The organism is Streptomyces sp. NPDC051776 (genome assembly GCF_040681345.1).
Classification (GTDB): domain Bacteria; phylum Actinomycetota; class Actinomycetes; order Streptomycetales; family Streptomycetaceae; genus Streptomyces.
Window position 1 is genome coordinate 53,746 of sequence record NZ_JBFAYQ010000002.1, and the last position, 15,876, is coordinate 69,621.

General features: G+C 70.2%; 10 protein-coding genes. 5 read left to right on the forward strand and 5 right to left on the reverse strand.

Annotated elements, in window-relative coordinates:
- Window positions 1-120: 120 nt before the first annotated feature.
- The gene (locus AB0M26_RS02285; RefSeq protein ID WP_365253160.1) at window positions 121-2,181 is read right to left on the reverse strand and encodes a PhoX family protein; all 2,061 of its coding nucleotides are present in this window, start codon (window positions 2,179-2,181) and stop codon (window positions 121-123) included.
- Window positions 2,182-2,437: 256 nt separating this feature from the next.
- Between AB0M26_RS02285 and AB0M26_RS02290 the strand changes: the two genes are divergently transcribed.
- The 3 genes from AB0M26_RS02290 (at window position 2,438) to metG (ending at window position 6,525) form a co-directional block, all read left to right on the forward strand.
- Window positions 2,438-2,728, forward strand: a complete 291-nt coding sequence (locus AB0M26_RS02290) for a barstar family protein (protein WP_365253163.1) — start codon at window positions 2,438-2,440, stop codon at window positions 2,726-2,728.
- Window positions 2,729-2,815: 87 nt separating this feature from the next.
- Window positions 2,816-4,648, forward strand: a complete 1,833-nt coding sequence (locus AB0M26_RS02295; protein WP_365253166.1) for a VWA domain-containing protein — start codon at window positions 2,816-2,818, stop codon at window positions 4,646-4,648.
- A gap of 152 nt (window positions 4,649-4,800) precedes the next feature.
- Window positions 4,801-6,525 (forward strand): methionine--tRNA ligase, encoded by a 1,725-nt coding sequence (gene metG, locus AB0M26_RS02300; RefSeq protein ID WP_365253169.1) that lies wholly within the window; start codon window positions 4,801-4,803, stop codon window positions 6,523-6,525.
- 168 nt (window positions 6,526-6,693) lie between these two features.
- On the opposite strand, the gene aspS is transcribed toward metG, so the two are convergent.
- Window positions 6,694-8,481, reverse strand: a complete 1,788-nt coding sequence (aspS, locus tag AB0M26_RS02305; RefSeq protein ID WP_365253171.1) for an aspartate--tRNA ligase — start codon at window positions 8,479-8,481, stop codon at window positions 6,694-6,696.
- A 145-nt stretch (window positions 8,482-8,626) separates the two neighbouring features.
- Here aspS and AB0M26_RS02310 point away from each other — a divergent pair, with 145 nt between their 5' ends.
- The gene (locus tag AB0M26_RS02310; protein ID WP_365253174.1) at window positions 8,627-10,774 is read left to right on the forward strand and encodes a SpoIIE family protein phosphatase; all 2,148 of its coding nucleotides are present in this window, start codon (window positions 8,627-8,629) and stop codon (window positions 10,772-10,774) included.
- Here the strand turns inward: AB0M26_RS02310 and AB0M26_RS02315 are convergent.
- The 3 genes from AB0M26_RS02315 to AB0M26_RS02325 form a co-directional block, all read right to left on the reverse strand.
- Entirely contained in the window at window positions 10,720-11,829 is a 1,110-nt protein-coding gene (locus AB0M26_RS02315) for an AI-2E family transporter (RefSeq protein WP_365253177.1), read from the reverse strand. The two genes, AB0M26_RS02310 and AB0M26_RS02315, sit on opposite strands and share 55 nt — an antisense overlap.
- A 167-nt stretch (window positions 11,830-11,996) precedes the next feature.
- Entirely contained in the window at window positions 11,997-12,947 is a 951-nt protein-coding gene (locus AB0M26_RS02320) for a pirin family protein (RefSeq protein WP_365253180.1), read from the reverse strand.
- A gap of 211 nt (window positions 12,948-13,158) precedes the next feature.
- Window positions 13,159-13,632, reverse strand: a complete 474-nt coding sequence (locus tag AB0M26_RS02325) for an SseB family protein (protein WP_365253183.1) — start codon at window positions 13,630-13,632, stop codon at window positions 13,159-13,161.
- A gap of 139 nt (window positions 13,633-13,771) precedes the next feature.
- Here AB0M26_RS02325 and AB0M26_RS02330 point away from each other — a divergent pair, with 139 nt between their 5' ends.
- Window positions 13,772-15,598: an acyl-CoA dehydrogenase gene (locus tag AB0M26_RS02330; protein WP_365253187.1), complete on the forward strand. Its 1,827-nt coding sequence runs from the start codon at window positions 13,772-13,774 to the stop codon at window positions 15,596-15,598.
- The last annotated feature ends 278 nt before the right edge of the window (window positions 15,599-15,876 follow it).

Here is a 15,876-nt window from a genome sequence, read left to right on the forward strand (position 1 = left end):
GCACGGATGAGGCACAGGGAGGCGAGGCACCGGGCCGTATGAGACACGGGAAGCCCGCCCCCCATGAGACGGACTTCCCGTGGCCGGTGTACCGGTGCGCCCCGGCGGCTGCCGGCGCGGTCAGACGCCGATGTCGCGACCGTCCTCGCGCCAGACGCCGACGACCGACGGCCGGACGATCCTCCCCGGCCCGTCGGGCCAGGTCGAAGCGGGCTTCTCCACACTCGCGCCGTCGACCTCGCCGGGGTGCTGCACGGAGACCAGCACGCGCCGGCCCTGGACGATCGGCCCGCAGGTCTCCGCGCCCTTGGGAACGGTGAGGAACTGCTTGACCTCACCGCGGCGAGGGCCCGCGGTCGCGACACCGAACAGACCGTCGTGCGAGCCCAGCGCATTGCCGTCCGTGGAGATCCACAGGTTGCCGTGCGGGTCGAACGTGACGTTGTCCGGGCAGGAGATCGGACTGACCTCGTCCTTGGGGAACCCGGCGAAGTACGTGCCCGGGTCCTCCGGGTCACCGGCGACCAGGAACAGCCGCCAGGCGAAGCGGTCCGCGGACGGGTCGTCGAAGAACTCGGCCAGTTCGAGGATCTGGCCGTGCTTGTTGAGGTTGCGCGGGTTGGCCTCGTCGGCAGCCGCCTTGCCCGACTTGCCGCGGTCGGTGTTGTTGGTGAGGGCGATGTAGACGCGGCCGGTGCGCGGGCTGGGCTCGACGTCCTCGGGGCGGTCCATCTTCGTGGCACCGGCCTTGTCGGCGGCGAGCCGGGTGAAGACGTAGACCTCCTCGGCGGTCATGCCGTCGACGTGCGAGGTGTCGCCGGTCGCCAGCGGAATCCACTCGCCGCTGCCGTCGAACTCGCCGTCGGCAGGCAGCTTGCCGGTGCCGTCGATCTGGTCGGCCGGGCTGTCGCCGGTCAGCCTGGCGACGTAGAGCGTCCCCTCGTCGAGCAGGGTGAGGTTGTGCTCGCGGGCGGCCCGGCTCGTGCCCTTCATCATCCGCTTCGAGGAGACGAACTTGTAGAAGTAGTCGAAGCGCTCGTCGTCACCCATGTAGACGACGGGTCGGCCGTCGGCGGTGAGGCGCGGCTGCGCGGCCTCGTGCTTGAAACGGCCGAGCGCGGTGTGCTTCCGCGGGGTCGACTCGGGGTCGTACGGGTCGAGTTCGACGACCCAGCCGAAGCGGTGCGACTCGTTGGGCTCCCTGGCCGCGTCGAAGCGCCGGTCGAACCGCTCCCACTTGCGCTCGGTGGGGCCGGTGGACAGGCCGTACCGCTTGTCCGTGGCGGAGCTGCCGCCCGCGAAGTACTGGTTGAAGTTCTCCTCGCCGTGGAGCGTGGTGCCCCACGGGGTGGTGCCGCCCGCGCAGTTGTTGAGCGTGCCCAGCACCTTGGTGCCGGTCGGGTCGGCCGAGGTCTTCAGCAGGGCGCTGCCCGCGGCCGGACCGGTGAGACGGAACTCGCTGGTCGCGGTGAGGCGGCGGTTGAGCCGGTGGCGGGTGACCGCGGTGAGCCGGCCGCTCTTCGGCTCCTCCTGGACGACGACGACGGACAGACCGTGCGCGGCCCAAGCGATCTCGGCCTGCTCACGGGTGGGGTTCTCGGGGTCGTAGCCCTTGAACATCAGGACTTCGTCCGTGTACTCGTGATTGGCCACGAGCACTTGGCGACCCGGCTCGCCGCGCAGCGGCAGCAGGCTCAGGAAGTCGTTGTTGTAGCCGAACTGCCCGGCCTGGGCCTTCGCGGTCTGCCGGTCGGGGTCGAACGCGGGCGCTCCGCGCAGGATCGGTTCTCCCCAGCGGATGACCACATCCTGGGCGTAGCCCTCGGGGACGGTGACGGCGTCGGTGGTGTTGGGCTCGACGGAGCCGAAGCGCAGGCCGCGGGCGGCCGTGCCGCTGGCGCCGCCGCCCTGAAGGGCCGTCGGGACGCCTCCCGGCACGGCTGCCTGAGCCCGGGGGGCGCGGTCGACGGCGGCGGCACCGGTCGCGGTTGCCACGGTCACGACCGCACTGGCGCGCAGCACATTGCGGCGGGAGAGCGCACCGGCTATGACATCACCGGCGTAGGGGTTGTCGCTGGTGTTCGGGACCTCGTGGAAACACGCGTCGCCGCAGCGGTAGCGGCAGGTCATCGCGGAACGTCCGCCCGGGTGCGAGCTGATCAACGGCAGCAGTCTGCGCACGTCTTCCCCTCCGTATGGGCTCCACCGGCCAGCCTGCGCCGACACGATGTCGGAATATGTCCGCGGTGACGCTATGGGGGTCGTTGCGCCGGGTGGAGGACTCCAGGTGAACGGAGCATGAATCCCAGGCCGACTCCGCAAGTTTCAACTTCCGTACGGTCCTTGGCGAGCGAGCCCTCCACGGCTTACTCCGGGTGGCGGCAGGCGCCCACCACCTCCCTGACGTCCCCGAGATGAGGGACTAGCATCCGGGCCCATGGCCGATGACTTGGTGGTCGATCTGCGCGGCCGCGACCTGGCGGACCTTGACGCCTTCTGGGACGCGGTCGCGGAACCGTGCGGCCTGCCTGGCTGGTTCGGCCGGAACCTCGACGCATGGTGGGACACGGTGGAGAGCCGCGGCGTGTCACCGCTGATCGACGCGCACGGCGCCCTCGTCGTACGGGCCGAGGCGGCCGGCGTCTTCGCGCCGGGGAACGAGGACGGCGAGAGACTCGCCCGGCTCTTTACGGAGGCCACGCGCGCCCGGCTCGAACTGTCTCAGTAGCCTTACGTGTCCGCGCCGGTCAGGAACGATTCCCCCACCTCGGACATTCATCGCACCGATAGCACCGATACGTGAAGGACCTCTCCCATGGGCATCCGGAGTCTGCTGCGGAATGTATTCGGCCGGTCGCGGGCGGATCGGAACGAACCGACCGTGCCCGAGGCGCGCGTCGCCGAACCGGAGGCGCGGACCGAAGGGTCGGAGGCTGCCGCGTCCGGCCCGGCGGACGAAACCGCCGCCGCTGCGCCGGTCCCCGCCCAGCCGGCCGGGAAGACCGGCACACGGAAGGCGGCGGGGAAGCAGGAGCCGTCGAAGGACGCGAAGCAGCCGGAGCCGAAGACGAGGAGGGCCGCCAAGGACACGGAGGCCGAGGCGGAGTCGCTGCTCGCCGCGTTCGACGCCGCGGCGGCCAAGCCGGTGCAGAAGCAGGACCTCGCGCCGCCTGAGCAGGCGAAGGGCGGCGCCGCGGACGTCCGTCCGACTCCGTCCTGGGCGGCCGAGCCGACGGCGGGGACGGCAGCCGCGGCCGACGGAGGGGCAGGCGCGGGCGCCGGATCCGGTGCGGCGTCCGGTGCGGACGAGGGCACGGGCGCCGGCAGGAGCACGGGCAAGGACACGGCGACCGGGGAGAACGCCGGAGCCGGGTCAGCCCGCACCGAGGGCACCGGCGCGGGGGGCGTCGCCGTACCCGCGCAGTCGGCGCACGAGGGGCAGACGGAGCCGGGGACGCCGGAGGGTACGCGGCCGGAGGCGGCCGTTCCGGCCCAGGCCAAGGCCGCGGGCGAGGCGCCGTCCACCTCGGTCCCGGCCCAGGCGTCGGCGAACGAGCGGGAGGCGGAGCAGAGTTCGGAGTCCAGGACGGAGACGCCGAAGGCGGACGCCGCACCCTCGGTCGGCATCCCGCAGCAGCCGGAGCGCGACGGGGCGGCGGAGGCGAAGCCGGAGGCGGAGTCCCCAGCCGCGGACGACAAGGCCGCGAAACCCGCCAGGACGGCGAAGACCACGAAGACGGCCAGGACGGCGAAGACGGCCAAGAAGACGGCGGGTACGTCCGGTGGCGCCAAGCGCACCGCCTCCACCAAGGCCGCCTCCGACAAGGCCGCCCCCGCGAAGACCGCAGCGGCCAAGCCGGCAAAGAAGGCAGCGGGCAAGCCCGGGGCCGTCGCGAAGGCCGCGACCGCGGCGAAGCCGGCGGGCGATCCGGCGGCAGCGGTCTCGCTCGCCACCGTCGAGAAGTCCGCCCCCGGACTCGCGGGCCTCTACAAAGCAGCCGCCGCCGCCCTCGAAGCGCAGAAGATCACCGGGCAGCTCGCAACCGTCTACCTCGTCCTCGACCGCTCCGGCTCCATGCGCCGCTACTACAAGGACGGCACGGTCCAGCACCTCGCCGAGCAGGCGGTCGCACTCTCCGCGAACCTCGGAACCGGCACTGTCCCCCTCGTGTTCTTCTCCACCGACGTCGACGGGACGGCGGACATCTCCCTCGACGAGTACGAGGACCGGATCGAGGCCCTCCACGCGGACCTCGGGCACATGGGGCGTACGAACTACCACTGCGCCATCGAGGCCGTCCTCGCGCACCGCGAGAAGTCCGGCGCCACAGGCCCGGCGTTCGTGATCTTCCAGACGGACGGCGCTCCGACCTCCAAGGCAGCGGCGGAGAAGGCGCTCTGCGATGCCGCCAAACTGCCTGTCTTCTGGCAGTTCGTCGGATTCGGCGACCCGGAGGCGAAGGGCTTCGACTTCCTCAGGAAGCTCGACGACCTCACCGTCCCCGAGCGCCGTCCGGTCGCCAACGCCGCCTACGCGGCGGCCGGTGAAGAGCCCCTCGAACTGGCTGACGAGAAGCTGTACGCCCAAGTGCTCGCCGCCCTCCCGGAGTGGCTGAAGCAGGCACGTGAGGCAGGCATTCTGCGCTGATCCGCAACCGCCGCACCCGCGCCGCCGCACGCGGCGCCCAGGGGCCGTCCGCGCCAAAAAGGGCGCGCGGGCGGCCCCCTGCCGTCCAGTACGATATTGACAGCCTGTAGATCAAAAACTCACTCCGCGTAACGACTTGGGAGCAGCCGGCAATGGCTCGACACCTCATCACCAGCGCCCTTCCGTACATCAACGGGATCAAGCACCTGGGCAACATGGTGGGGTCCATGCTCCCGGCCGATGTCTACGCCCGCTACCTCCGGCAGCGCGGCCACGACGTCCTCTACATCTGCGCAACCGACGAGCACGGCACCCCCGCCGAGCTGGCCGCCAAGGAAGCCGGGCTGCCCGTCGACGAGTTCTGCGCCCAGCAGCACGACCTGCAGAAGTCGATCTACGACGGCTTCGCGCTCGACTTCGACTACTTCGGCCGCAGCTCGTCCCCGGAGAATGTGGAGATCACCCAGCGCATCGCCCGCAGCCTCAAGGAGCACGGCTTCATCGAGGAGCGCTCGATCCGCCAGGTCTTCTCCGTCGCGGACGACCGCTTCCTCCCCGACCGCTACATCGTGGGCACCTGTCCGCACTGCGGCTACGACAAGGCGCGTGGCGACCAGTGCGAGAACTGCACCCGCGTCCTGGACCCGACCGATCTGATCGACGCCCGCTCCGCGGTCAGCGGCAGCAGCGACCTCGAAGTCCGCGAGACCAAGCACCTCTTCCTGCTGCAGTCGAAGCTGCAGCCCGAGGTCGAGGCGTGGCTGGACGGCAACGGCAGCAAGGAGTGGCCGACGCTCGCCTCCTCCATCGCCCACAAGTGGCTGACGGAGGGCCTCAACGACCGGGCGATCACCCGTGACCTGGACTGGGGCGTGCCCGTCCCGGCGGACACCTGGCCCGAACTCGCGGCCGAGGGCAAGGTCTTCTACGTGTGGTTCGACGCACCGATCGAGTACATCGGCGCGACGAAGGAGTGGGCGGACGTCGACCCGGGCAGCCGCGACTGGGAGTCGTGGTGGTACGACGCGAAGGACGTCCGCTACACCGAGTTCATGGCGAAGGACAACGTCCCGTTCCACACGGTGATGTTCCCGGCAATGCTGCTCGGCACCCGTGAGCCGTGGAAGAAGGTCGACTTCGTCAAGGCCTTCAACTGGCTGAACTACTACGGCGGGAAGTTCTCCACCTCCCAGAAGCGCGGTATCTTCACGGACTCGGCTCTCGAGCTGCTGCCCGCCGACTACTGGCGCTACTTCCTGATGGCGAACGCGCCGGAGTCGGACGACACCTCGTTCTCCTGGGAGCTGTTCTCGTCCGTGGTCAACAAGGACCTCGCGGACACCCTGGGCAACTTCGTCAACCGCGTGCTGTCCTTCTCCCGCAAGCGCTTCGGCGACACCGTCCCGGAGGGCAAGGAGGCGGGAGAGGCCGAGGCCCGCCTCGGCGAGGAGATCGCGCGGCTGCTCGGCGAGTACGAGACGCACATGGACTCCCTCCAGTTCCGCAAGGCGGCGGCCGCGCTGCGCGCCCTGTGGAGCGCGGGCAACGCGTATCTGGAGGAGAAGGCCCCCTGGCTGGAGATCAAGACCGACCAGGACGCGGCCGCCCTCACGCTGCGTACGGCGATGAACCTGATCCACCTCTACGCGGTGGTGTCCGAGCCGTTCATCCCGGTGTCCGCGAAGACCATGCGCTCGGCGTTCGCGCTGACCGACGACACCAAGCCGTGGGTGACGGCGGAGGAGGCCAGGGCGCTGAACTCCGTCCCGGCCGGGGCGGCCTTCACCGTCCCGCCGGTGCTCTTCGCGAAGATCACCGAGGACGACCTGGAGATCTACCGGGACCGCTTCGGCGGCGAGGAGACGCCGGAGAACTGACCCGGCGGCTCCCGCTCTCTCAGGCCCGCACCGCGCGGAGCGCCCTGACGGTACGGCTTCCGGGGGGCGGGACAGGCACCCCGTATGTGACACGGGCGGCCGTCTCCCGCGGGGACGGCCGCCCGTGACCGAGCCTGTGAACCGGCCCGTGACCGAGCCTGTTCCGCGCTACTTCGTCGGCTTGTACGGGGTCGGCTTCGCCGGGCCCTTGTAGAGGCTGAGGTGAAGCTCCTTCAGCCGCGCCTCGTCGACCTCGCTGGGCGCGCCCATCAGCAGGTCCTGTGCGTTGCCGTTGAGCGGGAAGGCGATCGTCTCGCGGATGTTGGGCTCGTCGGCGAGCAGCATCACGATGCGGTCCACGCCCGGGGCGATGCCACCGTGCGGCGGGGCGCCGAAGTGGAAGGCGCGCAGCATGCCGCCGAACTCCCGCTCCACGTCCTCCTTCGGGTACCCGGCGATCCGGAACGCCTCGTACATGACCTCCGGCTCATGGTTCCGGATCGCGCCTGAGGACAGCTCGACGCCGTTGCAGACGATGTCGTACTGCCAGGCCAGAATGTCGAGAGGGTCCTTGGTCTTCAGCGCGTCCAGTCCGCCCTGCGGCATGGAGAACGGGTTGTGGGAGAACTCGATCTGCCCGGTGTCCTCGTTCCGCTCGAACATCGGGAAGTCGACGATCCAGCAGAAGCGGAAGACGTCGTCCTCGAACTGCCCGGCACGGCGCGCGGCCTCGACCCGTACCGCGCCCATGATCTTGGAGACCTCGTCGAAGTTGCCGGCGCCGAAGAAGACCGCGGTTCCCGGCTTGCCATCGACCTCCGCGACGAGCTTCTCGACGTCGCCCTGGTCAAGGAACTTGGCGATGGGGCCGGTCAGGTTGCCGTCCTCGCCGATGCGGATCCACGCCAGGCCCTGCGCACCCTGCTGGACCGCGAACTCGCCCATCTGGTCGAAGAACTTCCGCGGCTGGTCGCCGGTGTCCGGCACGGCCAGCGCCCGTACGTGCTTGCCGGCAAAGGCCTTGAATCCGCTGTCGGCGAAGATGTGCGAGACGTCGGTGAGTTCGAGCGGCGAGCGCAGGTCGGGCTTGTCCGAGCCGTACTTCAGCATCGCCTCGCGGAACGGGATCCGCGGGAACGGCGAGGTGACGTGACGTCCGTTGCCGAACTCCTCGAAGAGCTCGGTCATGACCTTCTCGATGACCCGGAAGACGTCCTCCTGCTCGACGAAGCTCATCTCGACGTCGAGTTGGTAGAACTCCCCGGGCGAACGGTCGGCGCGGGCGTCCTCGTCGCGGAAGCAGGGCGCGATCTGGAAGTAGCGGTCGAAGCCCGAGATCATCAGCAGTTGCTTGAACTGCTGCGGGGCCTGCGGCAGGGCGTAGAACTTGCCCGCGTGCAGCCGGGAGGGCACCAGGAAGTCCCGCGCGCCCTCTGGGGAGGTCGCCGAGAGGATCGGGGTCGCCATCTCGTTGAAGCCCTGCGCGGTCATCTTCTCCCGGATCGCGGAGATCAGGGCGGAGCGCAGCATGATGTTGCGGTGCATGCGCTCGCGGCGCAGGTCGAGGAAGCGGTACTCCAGGCGCCGCTCCTCGTTCACCCCGTCCTCGGGGAAGACGGTGAACGGCAGCGGATCGGCCGCACCGAGCACCTCGACGTCCCCGACCTCGACCTCGATCTCGCCGGTGGGCAGTTCGGGGTTGACGTTCTCCGCGCCGCGGGCGAGCACCGTGCCGTCGACGCGGAGCACGGTCTCCTTGGAGAGGTGGCTCAGCCTCTCGTTGACCGGGCTGTCCGGCCGGACGACGAGCTGGACCAGACCGTGGTGGTCCCGGAGATCGATGAAGAGGATGCCGCCCAGGTTCCGGCGATTGTGCAGCCAGCCGCTCAGCCGGACGTCGGCGCCGACGTCAGTGGCACGGAGCTCGCCGCAGGTGTGGGACCGGTACCGATGCATCGTTCATCCAAGTCGTCTGGTCGGGGTCGGTTGCCCTGGAGAAGCACACAGCAGGGACTCGTGCAAGCGTACCGGGAGAGCCGGGGCTCCCCGGCTGACGTCCGGCCGGTCGTCAAAGCAGAGGAAAGCACCATAATGTGGTGCAATGCGCACCGAGGACGTCCTGTCGGCCATCGCTACCGGCCTCTGGCGCTGGAACAGCGCGTCGGGGGAGGTCTCGCTGGATGCCGAGGCCGCCCGGCTGCTCGGTCTGCCCGCGGTGCCCGTACGCCTCACCGAGTCCGCAGTCCGGGCCCGCTTCCACCCCGTGGACTGGGTGGAGATCCAGGGCGTGATCAGCCTGTCGCTCGCCGAGGGCACCCTCGCCGAGGCCCGGCTGCGGATCATGTCGGACGACGGCAAGGTGCAGCGGATCGTCCGCAGCCGCTCGCGCCAGTACATGCGGGGCGAGGGCTACGAGCTGGTCGGCACCCTCCAGGAGGTCCCCGAGCCCCAGCCCGGCACCGCCGCCGCGGCTGTGCACAGCAGGGTCACCGGTGACTGGCGGCGTTCCCGTGAGGCCTTCCTGCTCGACGCCGGACGGGCCCTGGCCGAGGCCCGCTCCACCGCCGAGGTGCTGCGCGTGGCCGCCACCCTTTCCATGCCCGGCTTCACGCCCGACGGGCTTGCCGTCTTCGGCGTCGAGGGAGACCGGCTGAAAATCATCGGCTACCACGGCTACCAGCAGGGCGACGAGGGGCCGTTCCTCCACATGTCGGTGGACACGGAGTACCCGGCGGCCGAGGTCGTACGGAACGGCCGCGCCATCTATCTGCCCAGCCCCGAGGACTACGCCAAGCGCTTCCCCTCCACCTGGCCGCTCGCCCGCCGGTTCCACCGCAAGTCCTGGGCCTTCCTCCCGCTGATCGTCGGCGGGCGCACCATGGGCGCCTGGATGGCGGCCTTCAGCTACCCGGTCGCCTTCACACCCGACGAGCGCTCGGTCCTCACCACGGTCGCCCGGATGCTCGCCCAGGCCCTTTCCCGCGCCGGCGTCCAGGAGACGGAGCGCGAACTGGCCACCGGCCTGCAGCGGAGCATGATGCCGACCGTCCAGCCGAACATCCCCGGCATGAGCGTGGCGGCGCGCTATGTGCCGACGGGCGGCGGGCTCCAGGTCGGCGGCGACTGGTACGACATGATCTCGCTGCCGTCCGGCCGCATAGCCCTCGTCATCGGGGACGTCCAGGGGCACGACGTACGGGCGGCCGGTCTGATGGGCCAGCTCCGGATCGCCCTGCGCGCGTACGCGGCCGAGGGACACCACCCCGACGCCGTGCTGTCCCGGGCCTCCCGTTTCCTGGCCGGACTGGCCGAGCAGTGGCCGGACGGCGAGGACGGGGCCGGGGGCGAGGGGCGCTTCGCCACCTGCCTCTACATCGAGGTGGACCCGGAGACCGGCACGCTCGACATTGCGCGGGCCGGGCATCCCGACATCGCCACGCGGATGAGCGACGGGACCATGCTCGTCCGCCCGACCGCGGGCGGACTGCCGCTGGGCATCGATCCCGACAGCGACTATCCGACGACCCGGCTGACCCTGGAGCCCGGCGAGCTGATGATGGTGTGCACCGACGGCCTGATCGAGACCGGCGGCCACGACCTCGAGACGGGTTGGCAGCGGCTGCGCGAGGCCATCGAGACCCATGACGGCAGCATGGAGGCGCTCGCGGACGGGCTCGTCCAGGCCGTGCACGGCCCGTCCTCGCACCACAGCACCGGCCCGCTCGCCGACCGCCGCGAGGACGACATCGCGCTGCTGCTGCTGCGCCGGGACCCCATCGCGGCCGGCTGCGACCCGGTCGAGGGGACGGCGCCGCGCCCCATTCGCCGTACGGTCCTCAGCGTGCCGCAGACCGAGCCCGAGCAGGTCGCCGTCGTGCGACGGCAGCTACGGGACCTGATGCACGACTGGGCCGACACCGAGCAGGTGGACTCGGCGGTGCTGATGATCTCGGAGATGGCGAGCAACGTGCTCCTGCACACCGACGGCGACGCGCTGATCATCGCCGAGATCGTGGGCGGGAGGGGCGAGCGGCGGCTGCGCGTCGACGTCGCCGACCCGAGCGACGAACTGCCGCACCTCCGGCACCCCGGCGAGATGGCTTCCTCCGGACGCGGTCTGGTGCTCATGCAGATGCTCTCCGAGACCTGGGGCGTCGATCCCCGGGGCGAGGGCAAGTGCACCTGGTTCGAGCTCTATGAGCCGGGCTCGTCCGCCGAGGAGCTGGAGGACGCGGAGCCGGCGGCGTAGCGGGCGCGGAGTTCGGAGACCACCCCGAAGGCGGCCGCGGACAGCGGCACTGCCAGCAGCATCCCGAGGATCCCCGCGAGGCCCGCGCCCGCGGTGATCGCGATCATCACCATCGCCGGATGCATCTGGACCGTACGACTCTGGATCACCGGCTGCAGCACGTGCCCCTCCAGCGCCTGCACCGCGAGCACCACGGCCAGGACCCACAGCGCGATGACCAGCCCCCGGTCGGCGAGCGCCACCAGGATCGCGACGGTGCCGGAGATGAACGCGCCCAGGTACGGGATGTACGCGCCGACGAACACCAGCGCCCCCAGCCCCGGCGCGCCGGGCACCCGGAGGATCAGCAGCCCGACGGTGATGCAGACGGCGTCGATGAGCGCGATGAACGTCGTCCCAGGCATGAAGCCCTCCACGGCCCGGAACGCCCGGCGCGCCACGGCGACGATCTCCGTGCCGGCGCCTCGCGGGGCTGCTGCCTTCAGCCACTCGGCCGCGCGGTGCCCGTCGCGCAGGAAGAAGAACGTCAGGAACAGCGCGAGTACGGCGTCAGCGACCACGTGCCCGACGAAGCTCACACCGCTGAGCAGCCCCGACGCGGCCGTACTGCCGTACTTCCCGGCCAGCTCCTTGGCGTTGGAGGCGAAGTCGTCGAGGGAGTCGCCGGCGATGTCGAAGTGCCGGGAGAGGTCCATCGCCGCGTGCTTCAGCGAGTCGATGATGTGGTCGCCGCTCTCGATGAGGGCGCTCGCGACGATGTATCCGGCGCCCCCGACGACACAGACCAGCACGGCGCAGGTGAGCAGCGCCGCCGCCGAAGCCTTGAGCCTCAGTTTCAGCAGCCTCCGGTGCAGCGGCTGGAGGAGCGCCGTACCGAGCATCGCGAGGAGTACGGGGGTGACGGCCGCCTTGAGTTCGACACAGAGCCAGATGAAGGTGGCGGCGACGCCGGAGACGAGCAGGACGACCACGCACCAGGCCGCCGTGCGGCGGGCGCCGCGGGGGAGCAGTGCGAGGGTGGAGGCCTCGCGTCCGGGGGTGCGGTCCTCGCTCACGGCCTCAGCGGACCACGCCCCCGTGGGCCCGGCGCGCGGAGTGCCCCTGCCCGCGCGCAATTTCCACCCGTGGGGTGTGCAGCCAGGCGCCGGCGCCCCAGGGGCGTGCACCCCTGGGATGCGGGTCACGCGCACCGCGGCACGCAGACACCCCCCGCGCGGGCGCGCTACGCGCCGGCGGGGATGCGGCCCAGACGGCCTGCCTGAAAGTCCTCGAACGCCTGGGCCAGTTCGGCGTGCGTGTTCATCACGAACGGCCCGTACTGCATCATCGGCTCCCGGATCGGCTCCCCGCCGAGCAGCACCACCTCGAAGTTCGAGCTCCGCGACTCCTGCGCCTCGTCCGCGCGGATCGTCACCGACTCCCCGTGCCCGAAGACGACGGCCTGACCCATGCGGAAGGGGCGCCCCTCCGCGCCTGCGGTGCCGCGCCCGGCCAAGCCGTACGCGAGCGCGTTGAACTCCGGCCGCCAGGGCAGCGTCAGTTCGGCTCCGGGGCTGACCGAGGCGTGGATCATCGTGATCGGCGTGTGCGTGATGCCCGGCCCGCGGTGGCCGCCGATGTCACCGGCGATCAGGCGGAGCAGCGCCCCGCCGTCCGACGAGGCGAGCAGTCTCACCCGGCCGCCCGCGATGTCCTGGTAGCGCGGCGGGATCATCTTGGCCTTGCGCGGCAGGTTCACCCAGAGCTGCAGTCCGTGGAAGAGCCCCCCGCTCACCACGAGCGACTCGGGCGGCGCCTCGATGTGCAGCAGTCCGGAGCCCGCGGTCATCCACTGGGTGTCGCCGCCGTTGATGACGCCGCCACCGCCGTGCGAGTCCTGGTGAACGAACGTGCCGTCGATGAGGTACGTGACGGTCTCGAACCCCCGGTGCGGATGCCACGGGGTCCCCTTCGGCTCACCGGGCGCGTACTCCACCTCGCCCATCTGATCCATCATGATGAACGGGTCGAGGTACCGGTAGTCGATCCCGGCGAAGGCCCGGCGCACCGGGAAGCCCTCACCCTCGAAGCCGCGCGGCGCCGTGGAGACGGCGAGCACGGCGCGCGGCTCGGACTCGGCCGCGACCGCCACGCGCGGCAGATCCAGCGGGTTCTCGGCAGTCACAGCGGGCATGGCCGTCCTCCTGGGGGTGTCACCGTCCAATTTAGTTGAACAGTGAACATCCAGCAAACGGACGGTATTCCCGGGGGTTCCGGAGGCATTCCCACGGCGATCACGGTCGCCCTGCCTGCCGCCGGCACAGGCAAAGCCCCCACCGCCATGGCGGTGGGGGCCCGGTCACCGGCCGCGTACCGTACGCACAGCCGGTCGCACAGGTCTCGACTCAGCCGTACATGCGCCGCATCGCGAAGTCGACCATCTGCTCCACGGCCTTCGCGTCGAACACCATCCGGTGCTCGCCCTCCATGTCGAGCACGAACCCGTACCCCGTCGGCAGCAGGTCCAGCACCTCCGCGCCCGTGATCACGAAGTACTTCGACTCCTTGCCCGCGTAGCGCCGGAGCTCCTTGAGCGAGCTGAACATCGGGATCACCGGCTGCTGGGTGTTGTGCAGCGCCAGGAATCCCGGCCCCTCACCCCGTGGACAGTAGATCTTGGATGTCGAGAAGATCTGCTGGAAGTCCTCGGCCGACATCGAGCCCGTGGTGAAGGCGCGCACGGCGTCGGCGAGCGAGGGCGGCGACGGCTCGGGATAGAGCGGCTGTTCGCCATAGCCGCCGGGCGCCTGCTGCTGCGGGCCGGGCGGCGGCGCGGCGTAGCTCTGCCCCGCGCTCGCGGTCTGGTCATAGCCGTACATGCCCGCAAGAGTACTGAGTCACATTGAGCGGGCGAGGGCTTGCTTCTTATTACTGGCCGGTAGCATCATGAGAAGCACCAACTGATACGCAAGCGTGTGACGAGGACCAAGCCTCCCGATCCCTAACGGAGCCGTCGCCATGGGGCACTACAAGTCGAATCTCCGCGACATCGAGTTCAACCTCTTCGAGGTGCTCGGCCGCGACGCCGTCTACGGCACCGGCCCGTTCGAGGAGATGGACGTCGAGACCGCCAAGAGCGTCCTTTCCGAGATAGCCCGGCTCGCCGAGAACGAGCTGTCGGAGTCCTACGCCGACGCGGACCGCAACCCGCCGGTCTTCGACCCCGAGACCAACACCGCGCCCGTTCCTGACTCGTTCAAGAAGAGCTACCAGGCGTACATGGACGCCGAGTGGTGGCGCCTGGGCATCCAGGAGGAGCTGGGCGGCACCACGACCCCGCGCTCACTGCTCTGGGGCTTCGCCGAGACCATCCTCGGCTCGAACCCTGCCGTGTGGATGTACGCCTCGGGTCCGGCCTTCGCCGGCGTCCTCTTCGAGGAGGGCACCGAGCAGCAGAAGCACATCGCCAAGCTCGCCGTCGAGAAGCAGTGGGGCTCGACCATGGTGCTGACCGAGCCGGACGCCGGCTCGGACGTGGGCGCCGGTCGCACCAAGGCGGTCCAGCAGGAGGACGGCTCCTGGCACATCGAGGGCGTGAAGCGCTTCATCACCTCGGGCGAGCACGACATGTCCGAGAACATCATTCACTACGTCCTGGCCCGCCCCGAGGGCGCCGGCCCGGGCACCAAGGGCCTCTCCCTCTTCCTCGTGCCGAAGTACGAGTTCGACTTCGAGACCGGTGAGCTGGGCGAGCGCAACGGCGTCTACGCCACCAACGTCGAGCACAAGATGGGCCTCAAGGCCTCGAACACCTGCGAGCTGACCTTCGGCGACCGCCACCCGGCCAAGGGCTGGCTCATCGGCGAGAAGCACGACGGCATCCGCCAGATGTTCATGATCATCGAGTTTGCGCGGATGATGGTCGGCACGAAGGCCATCGCCACGTTGTCGAGCGGCTACCTCAACGCCCTGGAGTACGCCAGGGAGCGCGTGCAGGGCCCGGACCTGGCTGCCTTCACCGACAAGACCGCGCCGCGCGTCTCGATCACGCACCACCCCGACGTGCGCCGCTCGCTGATGACGCAGAAGGCGTACGCGGAGGGCATGCGTGCCCTGGTCCTCTACACGGCCACCGTGCAGGACGAGATCATCGTCAAGGAGGCCGCGGGCGAGGACGCCTCCGCCGCCCACGCCCTCAACGACCTGCTCCTGCCGATCGTGAAGGGCTACGGCTCGGAGAAGTCCTACGAGCAGCTCGCCCAGTCGCTGCAGATCTTGGGCGGCTCGGGCTACCTGCAGGAATACCCGATCGAGCAGTACATACGGGACGCCAAGATCGACACCCTCTACGAGGGCACCACCGCCATCCAGGGCCAGGACTACTTCTTCCGGAAGATCGTCCGCAACCAGGGCCAGGCGCTGACCGCCCTCTCCGAGGAGATCAAGAAGTTCCTGGCCGACGCCCCGGGCGGCGACGCGCTCGCCGAGGCCCGCGAAGAGCTCGCCGCGGCCGCGGTCGACCTGGAGGGCATCGTCGGCGCGATGCTGACCGACCTCGCCGCAACGGAGAAGGACGTCAAGTCCATCTACAAGGTGGGGCTCAACACCACCCGCCTGCTGATGGCCTCCGGTGACGTGGTGGTCGGCTACCTGCTGCTGAAGGGTGCCGCGGTCGCGAACGACAAGCTGCCCTCCGCCACGGCCAAGGACAAGGCCTTCTACGAGGGCAAGGTCGCGGCGGCGCAGTTCTTCGCCCGCAACGTCCTGACCGGTGTCGCGGTGCAGCGCCGCCTGGCCGAGACCACCGACCAGTCCCTCATGGAGCTGGACGAGGCCTCGTTCTGATCGCCTGATCCGCCCTCCGCTGACCCGCCCGACAGCGGCCGCCTCACCCGGCCGCGGTCGACGCGGTCCGAGCCCCATGCGCCGGGGCCCCTGCCCGCCGTGCACCGGACGGCAGGGGTCCCGGCGCGTTCCGCTTCTGTCCTGGTCGCAGGCAGTCCGCTCGGTAACCCTCCACACTGAAGGAGCACCGTGGCGGGCTTTCGGCGGCTGAGGCCACAGCCACAAAACAGAGCACCGGTCACCGGCCTCATGCCGAGCTTGACACCAGCCATCAACTA

What these genes read in the sequence shown, in the direction of transcription:
- metG (WP_365253169.1), top strand. Translation starts at nt 4,801, where the DNA reads ATGGCTCGACACCTCATCACCAGCGCCCTTCCGTACATCAACGGGATC.
- AB0M26_RS02325 (WP_365253183.1), bottom strand. Translation starts at nt 13,632, where the DNA reads ATGTACGGCTATGACCAGACCGCGAGCGCGGGGCAGAGCTACGCCGCG.
- AB0M26_RS02295 (WP_365253166.1), top strand. Translation starts at nt 2,816, where the DNA reads ATGGGCATCCGGAGTCTGCTGCGGAATGTATTCGGCCGGTCGCGGGCG.
- AB0M26_RS02290 (WP_365253163.1), top strand. Translation starts at nt 2,438, where the DNA reads ATGGCCGATGACTTGGTGGTCGATCTGCGCGGCCGCGACCTGGCGGAC.
- AB0M26_RS02310 (WP_365253174.1), top strand. Translation starts at nt 8,627, where the DNA reads ATGCGCACCGAGGACGTCCTGTCGGCCATCGCTACCGGCCTCTGGCGC.
- aspS (WP_365253171.1), bottom strand. Translation starts at nt 8,481, where the DNA reads ATGCATCGGTACCGGTCCCACACCTGCGGCGAGCTCCGTGCCACTGAC.
- AB0M26_RS02320 (WP_365253180.1), bottom strand. Translation starts at nt 12,947, where the DNA reads ATGCCCGCTGTGACTGCCGAGAACCCGCTGGATCTGCCGCGCGTGGCG.
- AB0M26_RS02330 (WP_365253187.1), top strand. Translation starts at nt 13,772, where the DNA reads ATGGGGCACTACAAGTCGAATCTCCGCGACATCGAGTTCAACCTCTTC.